At 39.8% G+C, this 25,702-nt stretch carries 21 protein-coding genes and 7 tRNA genes; 1 reads left to right on the top strand and 27 read right to left on the bottom strand.

Features of this window, described 5'->3' with window-relative positions; translation table 11 throughout:
* Window positions 1–198 precede the first annotated feature (198 nt).
* The 4 genes from PaeCFBP13512_RS11850 to PaeCFBP13512_RS11835 all read right to left on the bottom strand — a co-directional run bounded on the left by PaeCFBP13512_RS11850 (window position 199) and on the right by PaeCFBP13512_RS11835 (window position 4,156).
* Window positions 199–645: a hypothetical protein gene (locus tag PaeCFBP13512_RS11850; RefSeq protein WP_137223278.1), complete on the bottom strand. Its 447-nt coding sequence runs from the start codon at window positions 643–645 to the stop codon at window positions 199–201.
* An 84-nt stretch (window positions 646–729) separates the two neighbouring features.
* Window positions 730–1,236: a type 1 glutamine amidotransferase domain-containing protein gene (locus PaeCFBP13512_RS11845; RefSeq protein ID WP_069329172.1), complete on the bottom strand. Its 507-nt coding sequence runs from the start codon at window positions 1,234–1,236 to the stop codon at window positions 730–732.
* Window positions 1,237–1,434: 198 nt separating this feature from the next.
* A complete protein-coding gene (dtd, locus tag PaeCFBP13512_RS11840; protein WP_137223276.1) occupies window positions 1,435–1,887 on the bottom strand; it encodes a D-aminoacyl-tRNA deacylase in 453 nt (150 codons plus the stop codon).
* A gap of 94 nt (window positions 1,888–1,981) precedes the next feature.
* Window positions 1,982–4,156: a RelA/SpoT family protein gene (locus tag PaeCFBP13512_RS11835; protein WP_069329170.1), complete on the bottom strand. Its 2,175-nt coding sequence runs from the start codon at window positions 4,154–4,156 to the stop codon at window positions 1,982–1,984.
* Between the two features lie 375 nt (window positions 4,157–4,531).
* Between PaeCFBP13512_RS11835 and uraA the strand changes: the two genes are divergently transcribed.
* Entirely contained in the window at window positions 4,532–5,851 is a 1,320-nt protein-coding gene (gene uraA / locus PaeCFBP13512_RS11830) for a uracil permease (RefSeq protein ID WP_069329169.1), read from the top strand.
* A gap of 296 nt (window positions 5,852–6,147) precedes the next feature.
* Here uraA and PaeCFBP13512_RS11825 read toward each other — a convergent pair whose 3' ends face one another.
* The 23 genes from PaeCFBP13512_RS11825 to PaeCFBP13512_RS11715 form a co-directional block, all read right to left on the bottom strand.
* Entirely contained in the window at window positions 6,148–7,341 is a 1,194-nt protein-coding gene (locus tag PaeCFBP13512_RS11825; RefSeq protein WP_069329168.1) for a cation:proton antiporter, read from the bottom strand.
* Window position 7,342: 1 nt separating this feature from the next.
* Window positions 7,343–7,840 (bottom strand): cation:proton antiporter regulatory subunit, encoded by a 498-nt coding sequence (locus PaeCFBP13512_RS11820; RefSeq protein ID WP_069329167.1) that lies wholly within the window; start codon window positions 7,838–7,840, stop codon window positions 7,343–7,345.
* 245 nt (window positions 7,841–8,085) lie between these two features.
* The gene (locus PaeCFBP13512_RS11815; RefSeq protein WP_069329166.1) at window positions 8,086–8,604 is read right to left on the bottom strand and encodes an adenine phosphoribosyltransferase; all 519 of its coding nucleotides are present in this window, start codon (window positions 8,602–8,604) and stop codon (window positions 8,086–8,088) included.
* A 48-nt stretch (window positions 8,605–8,652) separates the two neighbouring features.
* Complete coding sequence (gene recJ, locus PaeCFBP13512_RS11810) at window positions 8,653–11,058, bottom strand: single-stranded-DNA-specific exonuclease RecJ (RefSeq protein WP_137223274.1); 2,406 nt, start codon at window positions 11,056–11,058, stop codon at window positions 8,653–8,655.
* 11 nt (window positions 11,059–11,069) lie between these two features.
* A complete protein-coding gene (locus tag PaeCFBP13512_RS11805; protein ID WP_161594259.1) occupies window positions 11,070–12,053 on the bottom strand; it encodes a cation diffusion facilitator family transporter in 984 nt (327 codons plus the stop codon).
* Between the two features lie 73 nt (window positions 12,054–12,126).
* Window positions 12,127–13,035, bottom strand: coding sequence for a protein translocase subunit SecF (gene secF, locus PaeCFBP13512_RS11800; protein ID WP_069329163.1), 909 nt, complete (start codon window positions 13,033–13,035; stop codon window positions 12,127–12,129).
* Complete coding sequence (secD, locus tag PaeCFBP13512_RS11795; RefSeq protein WP_069329162.1) at window positions 13,025–14,497, bottom strand: protein translocase subunit SecD; 1,473 nt, start codon at window positions 14,495–14,497, stop codon at window positions 13,025–13,027. Before secD ends, secF begins: the two co-directional genes overlap by 11 nt.
* Window positions 14,498–14,649: 152 nt before the next feature.
* On the bottom strand, window positions 14,650–14,934 hold the full coding sequence (locus tag PaeCFBP13512_RS11790) for a post-transcriptional regulator (protein WP_069329161.1): 285 nt from the start codon (window positions 14,932–14,934) through the stop codon (window positions 14,650–14,652).
* A gap of 103 nt (window positions 14,935–15,037) precedes the next feature.
* Complete coding sequence (locus PaeCFBP13512_RS11785) at window positions 15,038–16,360, bottom strand: SLC13 family permease (protein WP_137223270.1); 1,323 nt, start codon at window positions 16,358–16,360, stop codon at window positions 15,038–15,040.
* Between the two features lie 129 nt (window positions 16,361–16,489).
* Window positions 16,490–16,804, bottom strand: a complete 315-nt coding sequence (gene yajC / locus PaeCFBP13512_RS11780) for a preprotein translocase subunit YajC (protein WP_069329159.1) — start codon at window positions 16,802–16,804, stop codon at window positions 16,490–16,492.
* An 86-nt stretch (window positions 16,805–16,890) separates the two neighbouring features.
* A complete protein-coding gene (gene tgt, locus PaeCFBP13512_RS11775) occupies window positions 16,891–18,030 on the bottom strand; it encodes a tRNA guanosine(34) transglycosylase Tgt (protein WP_069329158.1) in 1,140 nt (379 codons plus the stop codon).
* Between the two features lie 153 nt (window positions 18,031–18,183).
* On the bottom strand, window positions 18,184–19,212 hold the full coding sequence (gene queA / locus PaeCFBP13512_RS11770) for a tRNA preQ1(34) S-adenosylmethionine ribosyltransferase-isomerase QueA (protein ID WP_137223268.1): 1,029 nt from the start codon (window positions 19,210–19,212) through the stop codon (window positions 18,184–18,186).
* Window positions 19,213–19,220: 8 nt separating this feature from the next.
* Complete coding sequence (locus tag PaeCFBP13512_RS11765; protein ID WP_137223266.1) at window positions 19,221–21,326, bottom strand: SpoIID/LytB domain-containing protein; 2,106 nt, start codon at window positions 21,324–21,326, stop codon at window positions 19,221–19,223.
* A 416-nt stretch (window positions 21,327–21,742) separates the two neighbouring features.
* The gene (gene ruvB / locus PaeCFBP13512_RS11760; protein WP_069329815.1) at window positions 21,743–22,762 is read right to left on the bottom strand and encodes a Holliday junction branch migration DNA helicase RuvB; all 1,020 of its coding nucleotides are present in this window, start codon (window positions 22,760–22,762) and stop codon (window positions 21,743–21,745) included.
* A gap of 344 nt (window positions 22,763–23,106) precedes the next feature.
* Entirely contained in the window at window positions 23,107–23,721 is a 615-nt protein-coding gene (ruvA, locus tag PaeCFBP13512_RS11755) for a Holliday junction branch migration protein RuvA (protein WP_069329816.1), read from the bottom strand.
* Window positions 23,718–24,221, bottom strand: coding sequence for a crossover junction endodeoxyribonuclease RuvC (ruvC, locus tag PaeCFBP13512_RS11750; protein WP_069329817.1), 504 nt, complete (start codon window positions 24,219–24,221; stop codon window positions 23,718–23,720). Before ruvC ends, ruvA begins: the two co-directional genes overlap by 4 nt.
* Before the next feature lie 695 nt (window positions 24,222–24,916).
* A tRNA-Arg gene (locus PaeCFBP13512_RS11745) sits at window positions 24,917–24,993 on the bottom strand.
* 20 nt (window positions 24,994–25,013) lie between these two features.
* Window positions 25,014–25,088, bottom strand: a tRNA-Gly gene (locus PaeCFBP13512_RS11740).
* A gap of 54 nt (window positions 25,089–25,142) precedes the next feature.
* Window positions 25,143–25,218: transfer RNA gene (locus PaeCFBP13512_RS11735), tRNA-Asp, on the bottom strand.
* Between the two features lie 7 nt (window positions 25,219–25,225).
* Window positions 25,226–25,299 (bottom strand) — tRNA-Met (locus PaeCFBP13512_RS11730).
* A 26-nt stretch (window positions 25,300–25,325) separates the two neighbouring features.
* Window positions 25,326–25,401 (bottom strand) — tRNA-Val (locus PaeCFBP13512_RS11725).
* Window positions 25,402–25,413: 12 nt separating this feature from the next.
* Window positions 25,414–25,485: transfer RNA gene (locus PaeCFBP13512_RS11720), tRNA-Glu, on the bottom strand.
* A 99-nt stretch (window positions 25,486–25,584) separates the two neighbouring features.
* Window positions 25,585–25,676: transfer RNA gene (locus PaeCFBP13512_RS11715), tRNA-Ser, on the bottom strand.
* Window positions 25,677–25,702: the final 26 nt, after the last annotated feature.

Here is a 25,702-nt window from a genome sequence, read left to right as displayed (position 1 = left end):
GTAGGCCAACATAGTATGTTAAAAAGGGGGTCATAGGTACATTATAGATGGTGATTGTTAAGAGAAGATGTTTCCTATATTACAGTTTCATTACAATAGGTAAACTTTGATCATTACATTCCATAAAAAAGGTGCTACAGATGAACAATCTTCACCTGTAACACCTTTTAAACTATATATCTACTTTAAAAATAAATATTAATCTAAAATTTCTACAAACGCATTGTTTGTACGCAATGCTTGAACAACTTGTTCTACATCAGCTTCCATCACAGAAGCAGACAATACATATTTCAGATCATCATAATCTTTGTCTGTAGCATTGCTTGCACTGTAAGCTGCATCGTCATCACTACGAGGTGAATCTTCGCGATCAACATCTTCACGATCTTCACGATTCTCAATAATAGCTGTTGGAGCGACAATGCCTCCTGGACCTGCTCCTGATGGAGCCCCTGCTGTACCTACAGCGCCGCCTGTATTTGTAGCAATCGGAACGAGCGGTACTAATACTTTACCACTTTGACTAATTTGGTGAGGTAAACGTCCCACCTCAAGTTGTTTTACATTGAACGTTTGCAGACTTGTTCTAGCACCCTCTGCTTGATCTTCTGTTTGAAAATAAGCTTGAATATGTTTAGTCATTATCATTACCTCCTTGCTGTATTTTAAATACATGGTACGGATATACTATTTTAAGAAAAGAAATCTTTTCATGGTACGTTCTACTTACAATGCTTTTAAAATTTCACGTACAAAGGCTGGCTCATCTTTAGGTGTACGAGAAGTAATAAAATTACCATCTACAATCGCTTCGCCATCTTCAAAAGTTGCTCCTGCATTGACCATATCGTCTTTGAGAGGAGGGAATGAAGTAATCGTACGTCCTTGAAGCAAATTAGCACTTGCTAAAATTTGTGGACCATGGCAAATCGCAGCAATTGGTTTTTTCGCTGTATTCACTTCCGTTACAAATTTCAGAATATCTTGATCCAAACGTAAACCTTCCGGTGAAGAACCACCAGGGATCACGACTCCATCATAATCAGCAGCGTTAACTTCACTGATTGCTTTTTCGATTGTGTATTCTTCTTTGCCGTTTTTACCTTTCACCGTTTCTCCTTTTTGGAGACCGATGATATCAACATCATGACCCGCTTTTTTCAGCTCGTCATAAGGCACCTGCATTTCGGAATCTTCAAATTGGTCTGCTAATAAGAATGCTACTTTACTCATGGGAATAGTTCTCCTTTCGTGATGCTATCTAGTTGTCTATACAGTAGAATACTGTAATTGTTCTCGCTTTCTTATTACCCTTTTCTTTTGCTCTTCTACCACAATCCATCATCTAATTGATAAATAAATAACAAAAAGAGCATTCTTCTTTACAAAAGAATGCCCTTTTATTCATCACCTATACGGTTTGTGTATCCATTAATTGTTTTTAGTGGGGCTATCAATAATCAGTGTGACAGGTCCCCAGTTCGTCAGAGACACATCCATATCTGCGCCGAAGATTCCTGTTTCAACAACAAGCCCTAACTCCCGCAAAGCACTATTAAATGCTTCATATACAGGTGTAGCCACTTCAGGACGAGCAGCATCGCTGAATCCCGGACGCTTACCTTTGCGACAATCTCCATACAAGGTAAACTGTGATACTGACAGTACCTGACCACCGATCTCCTGTAAACCTAGATTCATCTTTCCATTCTCATCTTCGAAAATACGAATTCCTGCTACTTTACCTGCAAGATACTTGGCATCTTCAACCGTATCCTGATGAGTAACTCCCACTAGTACCATTAATCCTTTGCCAATTTGCCCGACAATTTCTTCATTTACGGTAACTGAAGCTTGTTTACAACGCTGAACAACCACTCTCATAAGTCTGAATCCTGCCTTTCTATAAAGAAAAGAAGCTAACGATTCCGGTGAAGGAGATTAGCTTCTTTTCAATTGGTATTACAATTAATTTATATTATTGCATAATCCGATGAACGGTATATACATCTTGAATACGTTTGATCTTATCGACTACCGATTGCAAATGATCTGTATTCCGAATCAAAATTGTCATATGAATCATAGCCATTTTGTTTTTATCGGAACGTCCAGATACCGCTGAAATATTCGTTTTGCTTTCTGCGACAGTCTGCAATACTTCATTGAGCAGTCCACGACGATCATGTCCTGTAATCTCAATATCCACACTATAGTTAGATTCAACAGCATTTTCCCAGCCCACTTCAATAATACGAGCGGCTTCACTGTTGTCACTCACATCAGGCACATTGGTACAATCGCTACGATGAATCGATACACCGCGTCCGCGTGTCACATAACCGACAATATCATCACCCGGTACAGGATTACAACAACGAGCAAACCGTACTAATAGATTATCGATTCCTTTGACGCTTACGCCATTAGTTGGACGTGGGCGTTTTTCTTCTGGCGCTGTTTTGACTTCTTTTACCTGTTCACTCAGTTCAATAATCGCCGATTCTTCTTGTTCTTTACGCAATTTTTCGGTTAAACGTGTACAGACTTGAGCCGCTGTAATGCCTCCAAATCCAATAGCAGATAACATATCTTCGCTGTCGTGAAAAGCAAACTTTTTACCGACTTCGACTAATTTATCATCTGTTAACCAGACTGAAGGTTCCAGATTTAGACGTTTGATTTCACGTTCTAAAGCTTCACGACCTTTTTCTACATTCTCTTCACGTTTTTCTTTTTTGAACCACTGCTTAATTTTACTACGTGCATGCGAAGATTGAGCAATTTTGAGCCAATCTTGACTTGGACCATAGGAATGTTTAGAAGTCAAAATCTCAATAATATCGCCTGTTTTCAAACGATGATCCAGTGGTACAATACGACCATTTACTTTAGCACCAATCGTCCGGTTACCCACTTCTGTATGAATACGATAAGCAAAATCAAGCGGTACAGATCCGATAGGTAATTCAATAACTTCTCCTTTTGGTGTGAAAACAAATACCAAATCAGAGAAAAAGTCCATTTTGAGTGATTCTACAAATTCAGAAGCATCTTTAGCTTCATGCTGCAATTCCAGAATCTCTTTGAAAAAAGGAACTTTATTTTCGATTGTTCCGGTTGTACCTTCTTTATACGCCCAGTGAGCCGCGATACCAAATTCAGCAGTGCGGTGCATATCCCATGTACGAATCTGTACTTCTGTCGGTTCGCCATTTGGACCTACCACTGTCGTATGCAAAGACTGATACATATTTGTTTTAGGCATGGCAATATAATCTTTGAATCGACCTGGCATCGGTTTCCATAACGTATGAATAATACCCAAAGTGGCATAACAATCTTTGATATTATCTACAATAATACGGATCGCCAATAGGTCATAAATTTCATTAAATTGCTTGTTTTTCATCGTCATTTTTTGATACACACTATAGATATGCTTAGGTCTACCTGAAAGATCAGCTTCTACGCCCATTTCAGATAGCTTTTCATTGATACGTCCAATCACATTATCAATATATTGTTCACGTTCTGCACGCTTTTTGTGCATCAAATTCGCAATACGATAATACTGTTGCGGATTCAAATAACGAAGAGCAATATCTTCCATTTCCCATTTAATCGCCGATATACCGAGACGATGAGCTACAGGACAGAAAATTTCAAGTGTTTCATAAGCAATACGGCGCTGACTTTCTTCAGACTGGTATTTCAGTGTCCGCATATTATGCAGACGGTCAGCTAGTTTGATCACAATCACGCGAATATCTTGCGCCATCGCAATAAACATTTTGCGATAATTCTCATTTTGTTGTTCTTCTTTGGAACGAAATTTAATTCGTTCTAACTTGGTTAGACCATCAACCAGCATGGCACAATTATCGCCAAACCGGGTGCGAATTTCATCAAGGGATACGGTGGTATCTTCAACAACATCATGCAGAAGTGCAGCAATAATGGAAATGGTATCCATTTCCATACCAACAACAATATCTGCAACCGCCAAAGGATGCAAAATATAAGGTTCTCCTGACTTCCGCACCTGGCCGTGATGGGCTTGATCAGCAAACTCATAGGCTTCCCGTATGCGGTGAAGATCCTTTTCTTTAATGTAGGCGGACGCCTTTTCAAGTAATCGCTCTATGCCCATAGAATCGTTGTCGTATCCTTTCTATTTATAAATAAACATTGTGAATCCTTTTTGAGAAACGAAAGAATATCACCTGTTTTCACATCTTTTTTTAGGTTTTCAGTATTTACCAAAAATACATATCAAAATGGAACCTGCCCATATCTGTGTGGCATCAGGTTCCGAAAAGGGGATTTCCTATAATTATGCCTCTTGCACGTATCCGCGTCAACCATTCTGGATGAATGGTTTATGAAGATTATCATGCTTTTCTGAAAAACGTTATTGAAAAAAACATGCAAACTCATTAAGCTATTAAAGATATGCGTTTGATCGTTGCAGAAGACAATTGTTGTTAATGTAGAGAATACTATTTGATCAGAAGGAGTGAATAACGTGCAGCGTGAAATTCAAGTGAATGAGAAACTTCCTTTATTTCAAGGATTGCTGTTAAGCTTACAGCATCTTTTTGCTATGTTCGGAAGTACAGTACTTGTTCCTAATCTGTTCCATGTCGATCCAGGTATGATTTTGTTGATGAATGGTATAGGTACCCTGCTTTATATCTGGATTTGTCGAGGCAAAATTCCTGCGTACCTTGGTTCTAGCTTTGCATTTATCGCACCGGTAACGCTTGTATTAACCAAATACGGTTTTGATGAGAATGGTTACTCACTTGCGTTAGGTGCTTTTATTGTAACAGGTGTTATCTTCGCTCTTGTGGCTCTTATTGTAAAATATGCAGGTACAGGTTGGTTAGATATCGTCTTCCCTCCAGCAGCGATGGGTGCTATTGTCGCTCTGATCGGACTTGAACTGATTCCTGTCGCTGCACAGATGGCTGGATTTATCGCTCCTTCAGGTGCAGATGCAAGTACATGGGCTCCTGATATGAAAGTCATTACGCTATCGTTAATCACGCTTGGTGTCACGCTACTCGGTGCTGTGACTTTTCGTGGATTCCCCAAAATCATACATATTCTGATTGGTATTGCAGTCGGCTATGGACTTGCTTTTCCAATGGGTCTAGTCGATACAACCAAAATTCAGGAAGCAAGCTTTATTCAACTGCCACAGGTCGTTACGCCTTCTTTTAACTGGTCTGTCATTTTGACGATTATTCCTGTCGCTTTGGTCGTTATTGTTGAACACGTAGGTCACTTGCTTGTAACAAGTAATATTGTAGGCAAAAACTTATCCAAAGATCCTGGGCTTCATCGCTCTCTATTAGGAAACGGTATTTCAACGATATTGTCTGGCTTTGTCGGTTCCACACCCAATACGACATACGGTGAAAATATCGGTGTAATGGCATTAACAAAAGTGTATTCTATCTATGTGATTGCAGGAGCTGCTTTATTTGCGATCGTCCTTTCGTTCTCAGGTACATTTACAGGAGCTATCTCTGCGATTCCTCAACCTGTTATGGGCGGTGTATCTCTTCTTTTATTCGGAGTAATTGCCGCGTCAGGTCTGCGGATTCTGGTCGAACAAAAAGTCGATTACTCTAAAGCACAGAATATGCTACTTACCACAATGGTACTGATCACAGGTCTAAGCGGAGCGACTTTAAAATTCGGTTCTGTGGAGTTAAAAGGGATGGCTCTTGCGACGATTGTCGGTATTCTACTCAGTCTATTTTTCCGTATACTACATGTGACAGGATTATCCAACGATAAAGATGATCCATCTATGCCTGCCAAAAATCCAGATTGATCTATTGATCTATTTGTCTGATTCCTATTCCCCTAAATCAAATAAAAATTATTAATAAAAAGACTACCTTTAACGTACAGAATACTTGTACAAGGGTAGTCTTTTTTATTGAATAGTATTACTTTTTTCTTTGTAGATACAGCCTGCTTTGTATTTTCTTTTCGAGATATACGGTCGTTATGACCATCCCAAGCAAGTCATTTTCTTATAATACGAGTCATTTACCATACTGAATATATGGTATCTGAGTAACGCTCACATCTGTTCGCTCGACGTGTTATAGGAAAATAATTTGCTTATTTTTTGAGTCTGAAAATACGTGCGATTCCGTTATGAATCCATTTGGATTCTTTCGTCATCAATGGGCCTAAAATCGCCAAGATCAAAACATAGATAGCAGCAAAAGGTTGTAAGATAGCAGCAAGTCCACCTGCTGCGCCTAGATTGGCTACAATAATTGAAAACTCACCACGAGACATAATCGTTAGTCCTACATTTGATGAAGATTTAGGTGATAAATTAGCCGTTTTTCCTGCTAACATCCCTGCTGAGTAGTTACCAATCATCGTTAAGATCACAGCACCTATCGCCAACCATACTGCATTTCCACCTAAGGACAATGGATCAATCGTCAGTCCAAAGCTAAAGAAGAACAGTGCGCCAAAGAAATCGCGGAAAGGTAAAATAATTTTTTCGATCCGATGCATATGCGAAGTTTCAGCAAGAACAAGACCTACTAATAAAGCGCCGATTGCTTCTGCGACATGAATCGTTTCGGAAAATCCAGCAATTAAAAATAAAGCAGCAAATACAGTACACATAAAAATTTCATTTGAAGGAATATTGAGTACTTTATTTAATAGCGGTACAGCTTTGCGTCCGACAACCAGGATCAATAACATATATCCAAGTGCCAGAGCAGCAGAAAGGAGAATACCACCAATTGAAGTTGCTCCACTTAACAATAGACCGGAGAGCACAGATAGATACACAGCTAAAAATACATCTTCAAACATAATAATCCCGAGGATCATTTCTGTTTCTGGATTAGCAGTACGCTTCAGATCAACTAACACTTTAGCTACAATGGCGCTGGAAGAGATTGTTGTAATCCCTGCAATCACCAATGTTTCTTTGATGCCAAATCCGGTAGCAAAACCGAACAGCAATCCCAGTGTAAAGTTAATTCCAATATAGATCGTTCCGCCAATCGCTATCGATTTACCGGCTTTGACCAACCGACCTACCGAGAATTCGAGTCCCAGATAGAACAGTAAGAAAATGACGCCGATCTTTCCCATAAATTCAATCAATTCAGCACTTTGAATAAATCGAAAATCCAAAATGCCGAATACTGGTGCATGAGGTCCTACAGCCATTCCCGCTAAAATATAAAACGGAACTACCGAGAACTTCAGTTTGGATGCTAGTAATCCTGCTAGAGCGACTAACAGAACAGCAATCCCAATCTCAAAAACAATATAGTCCATATTATCCAGACCCCCTCTCAAGCAATTGCTTAAGAATCTGAATACCGCTACGCTCACCAGCAACAACAAGAGTATATCCTTCTTGTAGTACATATTCGGGTCCTGGACTAATCTTCTGCTTACGACTTGATTCGATACTCGCTATGATCACAGTACCTGTACTTTCACGAACAGCCAGATCGCCTATCGTTTTACCCAAGCAATCCATATTTCTTTTCAATTTGTACCATTCGATACTTAATTGAGACAATGATAATTCCGCTTGTTCTAGTCCACTAGGTCGATAGCTCATCCCACCAATAATGCTTGCAATCTGGCGAGCTTCTACATCTCCAAGTGTAACCACCAACTCATAGTCTTCCGGGCTGTCCGGTGGATTGTGAAAAATCTCGCGCTTCCCATCTTCATGCACAATGATCGATATTTTCTCACTCTCATCGGTTTCTACTGAAAATTTCCTGCCAATACCGGGTAAGTCCGTCTCACGAATGTTAGCCATACTTCCCCCTCCTTTATCTGTAAAATAGCATGACTAATCTATACAGAAATAACTGTACATACCGTATGCTTCTACAATGTTATACGTGCTTCTATCCCTTAGGTTTCATAAAAATCTCATTTTAGTCCAATTTAGCTCAAAAAACGCCAAAAAACCCGATTTACCAATAATAGTTATTGGCAATCGGGCGTTATTACAACACTTTTTATATATGCAACTTTTTATTTCCCGGGAAATGCTCCGTTTTAGAACGGATATTGTGTCAATGTGAACACATCAACGTCCGGTAATTTAGCACGACCATTCAAGTCTTGTAACTCGATCATAAATGCTGTACCTACTACATTACCGCCCAATTGACGAATCAAGTGGATCGATGTAGCAATAGTACCACCTGTTGCTAGCAGATCATCAGCAATCAGAACATTTTGTCCTTCGGTGATTGCATCTGCATGCATAGCTAGGCTATCTTGACCATACTCAAGAGCATAATCTGCTTGAATCGTTTTGTAAGGAAGTTTACCTGCTTTACGAATAGGTACAAAAGCAACACCTAGTGCATAAGCAAGTGGAGCACCTACAACAAAACCACGTGCTTCTGGCCCAGCAATCACATCAATTTGCAAATGCTCTACCATTTTTTTTAGTTCATTGATAGACTGTTGATAAACAGGTCCATTTTGCATCAAAGTGGTGATATCTTTAAAACTGATTCCTTCTTGCGGGAAATCAGGAATCACACGAATATAATCTTTAAAATCCAAAAAAATCTCCTCCTCAAAATAAAAACCTCTGCAACCTTATACTTCTTTTTATGACGCGCCTTGCATGCGGGAAATCATCCATGATGTTAACTGCGGCAGATCACTTTCACATAACATATATTCCATTTCAGCCAGCTCGCTAAGTTCCTGATACCGCTTCGAACTATCCAGAGGACGTTTGGAAGGAGAAGTATTGACTGTAACCTTCCCTTGTTCCCGAATAATAAATTCCAGTTCCTCGAATACTTCCAGCATAAGCTGTACCATTCTTATCGAACTGGATGTTTTCTGACTCAGGTAAGGAATAAGCTCATCTTCACGAACAAATTGCTGATTGCTTTTGACAAGCCATCCATAGATCAATTTAAATTGATCTCGATCAGGTATTTGCAGAAGTTCCTGCTGTTGCCGCTTATCATGGAGAAGAATGATATTTTCAAGAGAAGTGAACTGGGCAAAAATCATATCCAACTGCCCTGTATGCGCTGGTAAAGACAATACACATAATGTGCGTACAGCCTCTGCACCATATTGCATAGAAATAGTATTACTAGCGACAATGCCAGCCTTTCTATCATAACCCCAAAGGGATACATCACACAATTGGCTTTTTGATAAATGTTCATCTTCTTCACTTAAGATCGCCCATTGTCCTTGTTCAGTTGCCATATAACGTCCAAATTGTTGCCGAACCTGAGTTAATTCGCTATCCATCGCTTGGCAATTCCGTCGATCCCAGATCTGTAGACCCGGAACAGCAATATCTTGCACCATCAATTGGGACTTACGATTACCACGCCATTCATTAATACTCGTTTCGGCAAGCAGATCAATATGATCTCCTTCTTTTAGTAGACTCGCAAGTTCTCCTTTGCCAAAAGCCACACCTTCGATCATCGTATCTCCTTGCTCGACCACCAAGCGAAGATGAGTACCTGTTTTACCGATCGTTTTGGCTTGAATGACTGTAACTCCACGTAACACAATCCGAGGTAATGGATTAGACATTCCAAATGGAGCCAATTGATCTAATTCCTCAATCGCCGATAAAGACAATTCTTTTAATTCACATTCACAATCAGCCTGCGTTTGTGGAACCAAATCGGTTTCAGTCAAAATCGTTGCTGCTCGTTCATTCAAAGCTTGACGAAAAGCAGCCAATTGATCTCGATGCAGACTCATTCCTGCTGCTGCTGGATGTCCTCCAAAATGATCCATTAAGTCTGAACAGTCCAGTAATGCTTGATAAATATCGTATCCATCAATAGAACGAGCAGATCCTTTGCACATCCCTGTGACAGGATCGATTCCAAGAACAATAGTCGGACGGTAATAACGATCTAATAATTTAGAAGCTACAATACCCACTACACCCGGATTCCAACCTTCTCCAGCTACGACAATCACATCTGGAATAGCTTTGATCTGTCCTTCATACCCTTGTTCAACCATTAGATGAGCTTCTTGAGTAATCGTGTTGACTAGCTCCTGACGAGATTTGTTCAATTGATCCAATTCATGAGAAATATAATTTGCTTGTTCGATATCTGTAGCTGTTAACAACTCAACTGCTCGCATCGCATGTTCCATCCGTCCACTCGCATTAATACGAGGAGCCATGGCAAAAGCAATATGAGTAGCTGATACTTGCTCATGTTCAATCCCTGCTACATCCATTAAAGCTTTGATCCCGACAAAAGAACTGTTTTTCATTTTTTCTACACCTGCACGTACCATCATACGGTTCTCGCCTTCAAGTGGCATTAGATCAGCTACCGTACCGATAGCGACGATTTCTAACCATTGTTCAGGCATAGAACCTATTAGCGCATGTGCAAGCTTAAAAGCAACTCCAACTCCTGCTAACCCTTTGAACGGATAAGGACAGTAAGGTAACTTGGGATTCACTAGAGCATAGGCTTGTGGCAATATAGCAGGCGGTTCATGATGATCGGTTACAATCACATCTATGCCATATTGTGAAGCATGTGCTATTTGTTCTACTGCACTAATACCCGTATCTACTGTAATGATCAATGTCACGCCTTGAGCATGAGCTTGATCGATTGCATGTTGATGTAGACCGTATCCTTCTTTGGAACGATGAGGAATATACGTATCGAAATCAGCCTTCAAATGACGTAACAAATAGATCATTAACGTTGTACTGGATACACCATCTGCATCGTAATCTCCATAGATCCATATTTTCTCATGTTGATCCAGAGCTTGACGAATACGTGCTACAGCTTCTGTCATACCTGCGAGCAAGTACGGGTCATGGATATCTTCCCGACTTCCATGAAGAAAGTCTAGAGCTTGTTGTTCTTCTGTATAGCCTCTACTCGCCAAAAGGGTAGACATCAATGAAGATATGCCTAACTGATTAGCAAGAGACTGTGAAATCGTCTGATCAGGACGACGAATATTCCAATGATATTGTGAATGAATCATGGGGTTCCTCCTTATTGAAGCATACCATTTCCAGATGTATCTCTACTTTGTGTCAGTTCATAATTTGATTTGTACGGATATCCCCCGTTATAAGGAACCACCTGTACTTCTACACTACTGACATGTGCAAACCGACTCAGTAATAAATTTTTGGCATACTCTGAAATTTCTGCCGCTTCTCGAACGGTAATTTGTGGATTTACACTGATTTTGAGATCGATTTTGACACTATCTCCTACTTCTTGCGCTTTCAATTCTTCAACTGTAATAACACCCTGTACACGTTGTACCGTATCCATAAAATCGACAGCATCCTGTTGATCTAATTCTTGTACAAGTGATCCATAAATAGAGTGTTTGGCAATACGATATCCTTGTCGCCATACAATCCCAGCCACCAGAATCGCAGAAATCGGTTCGATATAATACAGTTGATCAATATTCAGTTCCAAAGCAGCAATCGTACTTAACATCCCTGCAAGTACCAGTATCGAAGAGTATAACGAGTAACGATGATTATCAACATCATCAGCTAACCGAGCATTTTTTTGTTTTTTCGCATAACGATAGCGATAACGGAATACGGCTTCATTGATAGCAATAGATAGAAATACAGGAATAATCGCATATGGCTTCGGATCAGGAGTCGCTGAAGACATCAGATCACGCACAGCTGAAATACCAATTTCTAATCCACCTAACAATAACAGCACAGTAATCATTAAATTTGCAAAAGGAGCTCCTGTTTTAGCAGGTGGAGCAGTGGTACCTGTACGCCCATTTTGACGTGTATGACTTTTTGCGGTTGTACCATTATTCGATAAACGATCGACAAGACTACTTGCCGCTGTAGAAGCTGTATATAATGCATCTCCCATTAATGCTTTATTGTTTGCCATATAGCCGGTAACCCCTTTGACAATAGCTAAGCCAAGTCCGGTAATAACCGATGTCCAAAACACCTTTTCCCCTTGATGGATATCTTGGTTCTTCACGAGTTTCCCTCCTAAAGCAACATAAAGCCGCGTCTGTAACAGGACGCGGCTTCAACATGTTGGACTTGCAATGTTACGCCGTCGTTTTAGACGGTGTTTTCGCTTTTGGTTTTTGTCTGTTTTTAAGCAACAACCACAATGGGCTTGCAATAAATACAGAAGAGTAAGCACCAAAGACAAGACCAAGAATCATTGCTAATGAGAACATACGAATCGATTCACTACCGAATATGAACAAACATACGCAGGCGATAAATACAGTTAATACTGTATTTAGTGAACGAGTCATCGTCTGAGAAATACTGTTGTTAACGATGGTTTTAATATCTCCACTTTTCTTCTGTTTAGAGAAACGTAGATTTTCCCTGATACGGTCAAAGATAACGACGGTATCATTCAGCGAGTAACCAATAATCGTTAAGATCGCTGTAATAAAGGTAAGATCCACCTCTAGGCGGAAGATAGAGAAGATCGCAATAACGATAAACGCATCATGGAGCATGGCTACAACTGCTGCAACCGCAAAGCGCCATTCAAAACGAATCGTAATGTAGATAATAATACCCAAACTTGCTGCTAATACTGCCCACAAAGCGTTACGTTCTAATTCTTTTGCAATCGCTGGATCAACGGTGTTGACTTCAAAAGAAGCTCCACTATCCAACTGTTTGTTAAATGCTTGTTTGAATTGATTTTCCTGCGTATCGGTTAGTACTTTTTCAAAACGAACATTCATCCGTCCGTCACCGATCGTAATACTAGGATCATCACTCAGTTTTAATGCTTCAACCACAGGTTGAGCTTGCGCTTCTGTAATAGGTTTGGTCAATGTCACATCCACATTAGAACCTGAACGGAAATCAACACCATAATTCAATTTGAAGATTGCTAGACTCAAAATACCAAGTACGATCAAAATGATCGAGAACGTATAGAAGTATTTACTTATTTTGATAAAATCATAATTCCACTTAAAGCGCACTGCGTTCACTCTCCTTTACACCGAACGACTTCGCTTTGGTAATAATCTTTCCTTTAAGAAGCAAAGATAGCAAGAAGCGAGAGAAGAACACATTCGTCAAAATACTCACTACAATATTAAGAATCAATACTAATGCAAAACCTTTTACTGCGCCTGTACCCAATGCGAACATTACAGCACCGGCAATAATAGTGGTTATATTTGCATCCATAATCGTTCCGAATGAATTGCGTCCACCTGCTTTAAATGCAGACAATAAGCTCTTACCGCTACGAAGTTCATCTTTGATCCGTTCGTAGGTAATAATATTCGCATCGACACCCATACCAACCCCGAGAATAAAGGCTGCAATACCTGGCAAGGTTAATGTAAAGTCGCCTGCAATAAAGATCATAACCAATAACCAGGTATGAACAATAATACAGAATCCTGCAATAAGACCAGGAACACGATAAATAAGAGCCATAAATAACAGGATCAAGATCGAACCAATCACACCTGCTAGTAATGTATCTTTCAATGATTGTTGACCCAATGTTGCGCCAACACTTTGAGAATACACTTCTGTCAATTTAAGTGGCAATGCACCCAAGTTGATTTGGTCTTTCAGTTGTTGTGCTTCTTCTTGCGTATACGTACCTGTAATAACCGCTGTTCCATCTGAAAGCTCACCTTGTACTGTAGGAGCAGACAGCAATTGATCATTTAGGAAAATAGCTAAGTTTTTACCTGTCAAACGTTTGGTGATCTCAGCAAATTTACTTGCATCTTTCAACTTAATAGCAATTTGTGGCTCATTCAGTTGAGTGTATGAAATCGATGCTCCATTTTCTGTGAAATCATTACCTGTCAATTCTACTTTACAATATACTTTAAGCGGATCTTGTGCTGCTGGATCCTGCTCTGCTGCGCCATTGTATGTATCTCCAGGGGCAGTTGTAGCTTCTCCGGTTGTAGGATCAACATTAATTTCTTGTGTTGCTCCTGCCGATTGAGCCGATACTTCATTGCTGTCTTTGGAAGTAGACTTGCTAGTAGCATCTGATTTTTTAGATTCAGTTGCTGTTTTACTTGTAGCTTCGTCTTTTTTGGCAGAAGAATCTGTTGTACAGCCATCTGCACTACGGAAAGTCAATTCCGCTGGTTCTTTCATCGTTTGGCGAACCGTTGCTTCGTCAGTAACTCCAGCAATTTTCAGACGAATACGATCTGTACCCTCTGTTGTAATTTCTGGTTCACTGGTTCCCAAAGCATTCGCACGTTGTTCCAAACTTTTTGCTGTTTGCAATAGTGATTCCCTGGTGACTTGTTCCCCCTGCGTGGTTGGCGTAGCCTGATACAAAATCTCAAAACCGCCTTTAAGGTCAAGTCCTAGACGAACATCCTTAAATAACGGTGTCGTTGCGCCAATAACTCCAGCAACGACGAGCATAACGACTACGAAGCTGATGATTCTTTTCATCCCGTATGTGGTTCCCCTTTCATTCTCAATATTCCTATTATAGCGATGGCACAAATTACAGTCAATTTACCACTGGTCTGCAAAATAAACAAGCTGATGTCGATAAACTACCGACTCCAGCTTATCATTGGTTCATGCTGTTATTCAACAGTTTATGATTGATCCAACGGTGCCTGGTTCCAAGTATCTGGTGCGCTTTTATAAGATGACATAGTTACATAATTCATAAACTGATTTACCCTCATTGACAAAATATCACTAACCAACTCATGAAGTTTGGGCATTCCCTGCTGATCATATTTATGACCAAGACAATCCCATATCTCATCTGAAGTTACATTTTCATAGCCTAGCAGTCGAAATTCTTCTGCTTTGCTTTCGCATAATGTCTCAATCACTTCAGTAAGCTCGGCATTGGTTAATTCTTCCATCGCCATTGGAGCACCTTTCCTTCCTGCACTTGATAACCCTGTCTATTTTTTTATTTGTCCATGCTCAACATTAACTAATTCTTCATCCAACTGGAATCTCCTGCTAAATTCACAAGATAATAAAATAAAGATAAAGTGAGGCAATGATCAAAGAAATCAATGTTAAAGGTAATCCTACTTTCAAAAATTCCATATAACTAAAATGATGTTTCTCACGATGAGCCATAGCAGCGACTAACATATTGGAAGAAGCACCAATTAACGTACCATTTCCACCAATGCAAGCACCTAATGACAAAGCCCACCAGAGCGGATTCAGCACAGCAGGAGTGTTGGCATTCATCTGCACGCCTGCTTCTTGAATTAAAGGAATCATTGTCGCTACCCACGGAATATTATCAATGGCTGCAGATACAACACCTGTAATCCATAATATAATTATCGCCGCAAATCCAAGATTGCCATTGGTTAATTCGATAAGATGCATCGCTCCTAAGCTTATCCAGCCCGTATCTACCAGACCACCAACCAATATAAAGAGTCCGATAAAAAATAAAACGGTTCCCCATTCGATCTCACGCCATATCTCCCCTGTACGCCATTGTGAAGGAGAACTGACTAACAACATCAATACCGCTCCACTCAGAGCAATCACAGGAGCTTCGAGACCTATCCATTTTTGGCATATAAAAGCCAACAACGTCAAGATAAAGATGATAAATATAATCATAGAACGACGTGGGCTCTGAATATAAGAACGTGCTTCTTCCTCCAAATGTTGCAATGAAGTGGTAGGTCCCTTTTGCCGAAAAGACTTGCGATAAAATAGCAACAACAGACCAATATTTACGACTAATAAGATAAGTACGATAGGACCCATGACTTTTAAGAATAAATCGAACGTCAATTGAGGGTTGGCTGACCCAATCCAAATATTGACCGGATGTCCAATCATCGTAGCTGCACCACCCAAGTTACTCACCACAATTTCAGCAATTAAAAAAGGAACAGGATTGAGCTCTAATTTGCGAGTCATCACAATCGTTACAGGCACGATCAATAGCACCATCGTGACACTATCTAATAATGCCGACCCTATTGCTGTAAATGCTGTTAGTAAGAGCATTACTCGTACAGGGCCGCCTTTCGTCCATTTAAGACTATAGATGGCTGCATAAGGTATTAAGCCACTCCGATTCATGACGGCAGCTATTAACATCATACCTATCCACAAGAAGACTGTATTCCACTCTATATGCATTCTATACGCATCTTGCCAATCGACAATACCAATGACTAGAAAAATAAGGGCTCCTGTTAACGCAACAAGTGCTTTGCTTATTCGATCTGTCATCCATACTGCATATATGATCAAAAAGATCACAATCGCTGCCACAGGCTGCCACGAACTCATCAACGCTGTCGGTTGCATATTGCACCTCCTTATTCATCCTTTATATCTATCATACTGATAACAAGAGGTCATCTTCAAGCAAAAAACGGACCTGTTAACCAGGCCCGCTTCGATGTAAGCATCATTATAATGATTAATAAACGTTTATTATTTAGTCAAAACAGGTGCTTTTTCGCCTGTTGCATGACTGATAGAAGCACGATCAAATGTTAATTTCGTTACATCATTCACGCGCAAAACAACCATATCGTCTGTGATTTCAGCAATCGTACCGTGTAATCCACCGATTGTAACAACTTTATCACCTTTAGATAAAGTATTTAACATCATTTTGCGTTGCTTTTGTTTCTTTTGTTGCGGACGAATCAGTAAGAAGTAAAAAATAACGAACATAAATACAAATGGAAGTACTGCTCCCCAGATACCGCCTGTTCCACCTGCAGCTGCTGCTGTTTCAAACATGTTATTTCCCCCTTTTTCTTATCAACCATTAATCAAAAAGCAATATCATATTGTTTTTCGATGGATGTCATGTACATACCGTTTGTTTAGAACCCTTTATCATTATCATGTAGTCCATATTGCGTGAAGAACTCTTCTTTAAAGTCTAGAAGACGATCATCCATAATCGCTTGACGTACATTTTTCATCAGATTCAATAAGAAATGCAGATTGTGATACGTGGTCAATCGTAGACCAAATGTTTCGTCTGCTTTGATGAGATGACGCAGATAGGCACGGGAATAATTCCGACACGTATAACAATCACAGTTCGGATCAAGTGGTCCAAAGTCACGCGCATATTTCGCATTACGTACCACTACACGTCCTTCACTAGTCATGGTTGTACCATTGCGTGCAATACGTGTTGGCAACACACAATCGAACATATCTACTCCACGAATCGATCCTTCGATCAGAGCATCAGGCGAACCTACACCCATAAGATAACGTGGCTTATTGTGCGGAAGAAACGGTATCGTGAAATCCAAAGCTTGATACATCAAGTCCTTAGGCTCACCTACACTCAGTCCACCAATAGCATACCCCGGGAAATCCATCGAAGTCAAATCAAGTGCACTTTGTTTACGTAGATCTTCATGCATCCCACCTTGAACGATTGCAAACAGTCCTTGATCTTGTGGACGACCATGACTTTCAAGGCAACGTTCTGCCCAGCGAGATGTACGTTCAAGTGACTTTTTCACATACTCATATTCAGCAGGATAAGGAGGACATTCATCAAATGCCATCATAATATCCGAACCTAATGAGTTTTGAATATCCATCGCAATTTCAGGAGATAGGAATAACTTATCGCCATTTAGATGCGATTTAAAGTGTACGCCTTCTTCACTAATTTTACGCATATCACTCAGACTAAATACTTGGAACCCACCGCTGTCTGTCAAAATAGGGCGATCCCAGTTCATAAATTTGTGTAATCCACCTGCATCACGAATCAGATCGTGACCTGGACGAAGAAACAAATGATACGTGTTACTCAAAATAATATGCGCATCCATTTGTTTAAGTTCTTCTGGACTCATTGTTTTAACTGTTGCTTGTGTACCTACAGGCATAAAAGCAGGTGTTTCAATAACTCCATGCGGAGTATGAACACGTCCAAGACGTGCTCCTGATTGCTTACAAGTTTTGATATGTTCGTACGTAATAGGTCCAGCCATAGTATTGGTTCTCATCCTTCTGCTTATAAAATAGGATAGTCAGACTTATCAATAAGTTAACTTATCCTGTTAACGTCACTATAGACATAGCTTACAACAACGTTCATCAACAGTTAATTATACGGGAGCACCCCTGTGAAATACAATCATTTTCTAATAAATAAACATCGCATCGCCAAAGCTGAAAAAGCGATACTCTTCGGCTACAGCTTGCTGATAAGCATTCATAATATGATCTCGACCTGCTAATGCACTGACCAACATCACTAATGTAGATTTAGGCAAATGAAAATTTGTCACCATCGCATCAACCAGACCAAATTCATGTCCTGGATAAATAAAAATTTGTGTCCAACCACTAGAAGCTTCGATCAATGAGCCTTTTGCTTCACGAGCTACAGTTTCCAGCGTACGGGCAGAAGTGGTGCCTACAGCAATAATACGACCGCCGCGATCTTTCGTTTCATTTAATAATTGAGCCGTCTCCGCAGACAGTGAATAAAATTCTTCATGCATCACATGTTCTTCGATGGTTTCAACCGACATTGGACGGAATGTACCTAACCCTACATGTAAAGTCACAAAGCCTACTTGTACACCTTTAGCTGCAATTTGTTCTAATAATTCTGTTGTAAAATGAAGTCCGGCAGTAGGTGCAGCTGCGGAACCTTCGTGTTTGGCATATACCGTCTGATAACGCTCACGATCATCTAACTTTTCTTTAATATAAGGAGGAAGTGGCATTTCACCCAATCGATCTAGAATCTCTTGGAATATCCCTTCATATCGGAAAGACAATACACGCATCCCCATATCCGATTCTTCTTCGATCACGGCTTCAAGCTCACCGCCGAAATCAATAACAGCGCCTTTTTTCAACTTTTTGCCGGGTTTCACTAATGCTTCCCAACGATCACCTTCAAGTTGAGTTAATAACAGTACTTCTGCTTTAGCCCCTGTATCTCGTTTGATACCGAATAGACGAGCAGGAATAACACGCGTATCGTTCAAAATCAGTGTATCGCCTTCATGTAAATAATCTAAAATCTCACCGAAGTGTTGATGTCTTACTTCGCCTGTTTTTTTGTTTAATGTGAGTAATCGTGAAGCGGTTCGATCTTGTAATGGAACTTGAGCTATTAAATGCTCTGATAATTCAAAATCATATACATCTACTTTCATGGTTCTACTTACCCCTTCGTAATTTGCACATTGTTATAATAATGTTGCAAGATTTGTTTATAATTGGAGCCTTTATCTGCCATTCCTTTAGCGCCCCATTGAGACATACCTAATCCATGACCATTTCCGTTACCTGTAAATAAAAATCCACCGGCTTCAGTCACTCTAGCTACACCATCACCATTTAAAATAACAGTTGAACTTGAACCGGTTCCTTGTCCGGACGATCCCAAAAGAACAGTTCCAGCAGCTGGCATTTCATTTTGATCATTATTCGAACCGATTACTACATAATTGGCAGTATTGACCACATCGAATAATGTACTTGGTAGACTATTAAGTGCAGAACGGAATACATCTGGATATTTAACTTTCACAACAGCACCATTGACTTTAATTTCAGTAACACGACCTGAAGGTCCACGTTGAGATACCTGAATAGAAGTAATCGTTGATGGTAAGCTTGATGTGGTTTTACCTTTTAAAGTAGCTAGAAGTTGCGCAGAGGTAAACGGACCACGTATCCACTCATAACTATTAGACTCAGGCAATAATTCCAACACAGTAGCTTGATCGCCTGGATTCATTTGACCCACCATCGCTACACTGCTTTGTACAACTGGTAAAGGACGTACATTTGTATTTTTAGCAGTAACCGTCATATAATCTAATCCAGCCGATGTTTTCTTGCCTGATAATTTTACATTATCTTCACGCACATAACCAGACTTTCCATTATCCAATAATACATGATACCAATTTTTAAGTGCAGCTTGTGAAGCAGCATCTTCTTTGGAGACTACACTGACAAAGACATCTCCACTGCCATTCCATACTTCGGAAGGATCTGCCGAAGCTCCACCACTATTAGCAGAAAAGATGGCTTCAATCACTTTATTATTTTTGGTGACGATTTCACCTGCTGTAGCATCGACAGCCGCAATAATTCGTTTGTCTTCTGCACTTACACCGTTATACGCTTGACTCAGTGTAGTATCGACTACATCTGCTATTTTAAATTTAGAACCTTGTTCTTGAAATCTTGCATAACTGCGTGCAGCTACTGCTTGAGCTTTCAACGCTTCAGCTGGCCATGAAGCAGACACTTCTCCACCTACTACCGAGTACAAATACTCTTCCATCGGCAAAACATTGATCCATGCCAGTTGACCATTATAATTACTCATTTCGAAATCGCCACGATACGTTCGAGCTGACCGTTCGGTGACTTGAGTTCCAGAATCATTACCTTGTAACATCATTTTGGCATCGGTTCCACTCACCATATAATGATCTACAGGTGAAGGACTTGTGATACTTGAAGTCACATTGGTACGCTTAATCATTGCTGCTTGTGTACTGCTTACCGTAGTCAAGGCTACATCAGGTAGCGATGTTGCTGCGAGCGATTTGATACTTGCCAAAGCAGATGCATCTGCTTCCTCACCCACCCATACATTATAAGAAAGAGCTCCACCACTTTTGGTCATAGCGACAAATCCATCTAATCCGGCTGCACCTACAGCAGCAAGTCCAGCATTAGCTTGCGCTTCCGTTGCATAACTTCCAGCAGATAGATGGAAGCCTCCTTTTACAGCAGGAGTCTGACCGTTCAAAATAGATCGTACCGCAGAAGCAGTGCGAGAAGCTCCAGTGGCAGCAGCCGCTTTAGAAGAATACATGCCTGTATACAATTGGTATACTGTACCTCCATTTTTGGAAGCTGAAAATACGATCGGTTTATCACTGGTCGATTGTAACAATTTAATACCTGTAGCCGCTGTAGCAAAATCCGTCGTCTCCAACACTTTAACCCGGTAGCCATCAATTCCGAAGCTTGCTTGATTACCAATAGATACCCATGAATCAACAACACCATTATTGGATTGTCCAATACTCAGACTACCTGCTGATTTCACATTCACAAAAGGAACCGTTGAAGAATATGTACTCCCCACGTCCAAAAATAATCCTACACGCACTTTTTCATTATCAACAGATGATGTTGCTCCATAAGAAGATTGAGGCAGTGTTCCCGCTAACAGTATCACTACAGGCAAAAGCCATAATTTTTTCTTCCACTTTTTTAAGGTTGTATTTACATTTGTGCTCATGTTTACTCACTTGTTCCTTTCTTCATCCATACTTGTACAGCTACACTCTTATCCATTATACGCATAAGTAGTCCAAATGACTTGGTTTACACAGAAATTGTCCTAAAACCATTAAGACTTATTACATTAATCTCATTAGCCAAAATATTTTAAAATCTAAAATCACTTTCTTATTAATCATTGATAGCGAACTATATACTTACAATAATAAAGTTCACAAATATAATAATCTATCACTCATCACTCATCACTCATCACTCATCACTCATCACTCATCACTCATCACTCATCACTCATCACTCATCACAAATTGTACGGACTGCTTCCTTTATATACAATTATATTATCGCCAAAAAGGCTTATTATTTATAGCACCTTGCTCTCTATAAATAATAAGCCTTTTCCCTAAATCAAATCTATGCTTTTCCATTCAAATGATCAGGCATCGGTATCCCCAAATAATCATAAGCCATAGGAGTCACGATCCGCCCACGTGGTGTACGTTGTAGGAATCCCAATTGAAGCAAATAAGGTTCATACACATCTTCAATCGTTTGACCTTCTTCACCAATCGTAGCCGCAATAGTGTCCAATCCTACAGGACCCCCGCGGAAATTATGAATCATCGCTTGCAAGACTTTATGATCAATCTGATCCAGTCCACGCGGATCCACTTGTAACATATCTAATGCTTCATCTGCAATCTCAGGTGTGATGATGCCGTCTCCCCGTACCTGTGCATAATCACGAACACGTTTAAGCAAACGGTTAGCAATACGTGGCGTTCCTCTGCCTCGAAGTGCGATTTCATCGGCTGCATCTCCCACAATATCGATACCAAGAATTTCTGATCCACGGCTTACAATAAATGAAAGTTCATCAACTGTATACAATTCTAAGCGACTCACTACCCCAAATCGATCTCGCAAAGGAGCAGATAATAAGCCTGCACGTGTCGTTGCTCCAATCAAAGTAAATGGAGGTAAATCCAAACGTACAGAACGAGCACTAGGACCTTTACCAATCATAATATCAAGTGCTGAATCTTCCATCGCTGGATATAATACTTCTTCCACAGACCGATGCAAGCGATGAATCTCATCAATAAACAATACATCGCCATCTTGAAGATTGGTCAGTAAAGCAGCCAGATCACCAGGACGCTCTATAGCAGGCCCTGAGGTTGTTCTTAAGTTCACACCTAGCTCATTAGCAATAATGTTAGCAAGTGTGGTTTTACCTAAACCTGGTGGACCATATAAGAGTACATGATCTAGCGCCTCGCCTCTTAATTTAGCCGCTTCAATATAAATCTTCATATTTTCTTTAATCCGTGTTTGCCCGATATATTCTGAAAGGTAACGGGGACGTAGACTCAGTTCCACCGCTTGGTCTTCCATCATCAAGTTAGCAGATATGATGCGGTCATCCGTCATCTTTATTCGCTCCCCTTCATCTGTTCTACCTGTTTTTTTCAATTCGATCCAAAGCTATCTTTAAATATACCCTAGCCACTTTAATATAATATTTAGTAAAAGATAAGTGCATACATTACGTTTTTTTAAAATAGTATTACTTGATCTTAATTATAATCTTAATCACTATATTAATTACGATCTTAATTACTACATTAACTACTGTATTATTCGTAATATATGCAAAATAGAAAAAACTTTTTCAGTACGATACAATCTTCTACAAAATTCATAGCCTTTACTCTCAAATATACTGAAATATATTGAATTTCTATTCTTTTGATTATTTTAGCATAATGATTGTATTAGCCAGTATACAACATTTTTAGTGCTCTCTTCATCACATCATCGGCTGTATCATCAGGGAATACCTCGTGTTTCAATGTTTGCCAGATTCGATCTAATTCGGTATCCGTATATCCTAATGCTTTCAGTCCATCGCGCACTTCAGGCCATACTTCTCCAGAAGTATTTGTAGATATCGCCGGAGCAAATAACCCTGTAGTAATCAGAGAATCTCCAATACCACCTAGTTTATCTTTCAAGTCCAAAATCATACGTTGTGCTGTCTTTTTACCAATCCCAGGCAATTTGGTCAAGAACGTAATATTTTCTTGATAAATAGCAGTAACTACACCCTCTGGACTACCACCGCTCAAAATCCCAAGTGCTACACGTGGACCAATTCCTGATACTTCAATCAATTTACGAAATAACTTCTGTTCATCACGAGTAGGAAATCCAAAGAGTTGAATCGCATCTTCTCGTACATAATGATGAGTGTAGATGGTCACTTCGCCTGCTTCTTTCATCCATGCATAAGGATTAGGGCAAAACACACGGTACCCGATTCCTTGCATATCTACAATCACATATTCATTCTCCAAATGGACAATCGGTCCGCGCAAAAAATCAATCATTTTTTCAATACCTCATTTATCTTGGAGTTTAGCAAATAAGAATGTGCATGACATACAGCAACAGCTAACGCATCAGCCACATCATCAGGCTTCGGAATTTTTTGCAAATTTAAAAACATTCGAATCATTTCTTGAACCTGTCTTTTTTCAGCTTTACCATAACCAACAACAGCTTGTTTTACTTGCATTGGTGTATATTCTGCAATAGGTAATCCCTTTTGTTTAGCAGCTAATATCATCACTCCACGTGCCTGACTAACAGACATCGCATTGGTTACATTCCGATTAAAAAAGAGTTTTTCAAAAGCTACAGTGTCTGGCTGATATTTCTCAATCAATTGCACTGTACCTTCATAGACATGTAATAATCTATCCTCATCCGGTGTATGAGCTTCCGTTTGAATACATCCGTATTGAACAGGAGTCAACTTACTTCCGTTTTTATCAATAAATCCAAACCCAACGATCGCAATCCCGGGATCAATTCCCATAACACGCAAATCTATCGCTCCCTTGTTGTACCCCATAAGTATTAATGATCTTACTTGAATATATAAGACAACTTTTATACAAAATAAATCTATTCTGTATATCGCACATTAAATCACCTAGCTAGTATAAACTAAATCATTTAACTATCAGGATTTAACCATATCATCGCTAGAAATCATAATCTTAATCATATATTCGATTTGACCTCAATAGGCGAACATATGTATCTCTTTCATTTTATTATAGCAAATATAAATCAACTTGAGTTAATAAAATAACAAAATTTCATTGAAGTTATATCAATTGTATTTTCGAAACAACTTCGGAGTATTTCAACTAAAATGATAATTATTTATAACTCCATCTATATGTATCCCTATAATTAAGTCGTTAGTTATATTCTAGTGTTCATTAATATTTATTATCATTTTCCTATTCGTTTTATACATTCTTATTTGCTTTTAATATCTACTTTTATATATCTGTAATGGCTACTATTTTATATTCTGTTGTTTATATTTTAATTATTGTATATCTTTCAGAGTAAAAAGTTTTTATAGTTCTACAGCTATATTTAAAATAAATATGAATTTAAAATAAACATAAAAAAACCATTGATCATAATGATCAATGGTTTTTTAGTATCGGGACGACACGATTTGAACATGCGACCCCCNGCCACACCGGCCAATCAAGATAAAAATGGCGCGCCCTAAGAGATTCGAACTCCTGGCCTTTTGATTCGTAGTCAAACGCTCTATCCAGCTGAGCTAAGGGCGCAAATAAAATGTAGAAAATATTGGAGCGGACGATGGGAATCGAACCCACGACCCTCGCCTTGGCAAGGCGATGCTCTACCGCTGAGCCACGTCCGCAATGTAATATTCATTGCATTACTTATGATCGAGCCAATTTTCTTTTAAAGAAAATGGCGGAACCGACGGGATTTGAACCCGCGATCTCCTGCGTGACAGGCAGGCATGTTAACCCCTACACCACGGTTCCAGATTAATTGCGGGGACAGGATTTGAACCTGTGACCTTCGGGTTATGAGCCCGACGAGCTACCGGACTGCTCCACCCCGCGTCATTAATACTTGCTATAAAATTCTATGGTGGAGATTGACGGGATCGAACCGCCGACCCTCTGCTTGTAAGGCAGATGCTCTCCCAGCTGAGCTAAATCTCCAAGAAGTAAATATGACCCGTAGGGGACTCGAACCCCTGTTACCTCCGTGAAAGGGAGGTGTCTTAACCACTTGACCAACGGGCCACAATAAAACCAACACTTTACATATTAACATTTTATTACTTTAAGAACAAGTTAATTTAAAACTAATTAATTTGCTATTGGCTGTAATAAAACGGCCTCTGGCGGAGAGAGAGGGATTCGAACCCTCGAGACGCTTGTGACGCCTACACGATTTCCAATCGTGCTCCTTCGGCCAGCTCGGACACCTCTCCATATGGCTCCCCGAACAGGACTCGAA

Source organism: Paenibacillus sp. CFBP13512, assembly GCF_005233705.1.
In the GTDB taxonomy this organism is placed as follows: domain Bacteria; phylum Bacillota; class Bacilli; order Paenibacillales; family Paenibacillaceae; genus Saccharibacillus; species Saccharibacillus nuruki.
The sequence above is the reverse complement of the archived record's forward strand: the minus strand, read 5'-3'. Positions and strand labels throughout refer to the sequence as shown.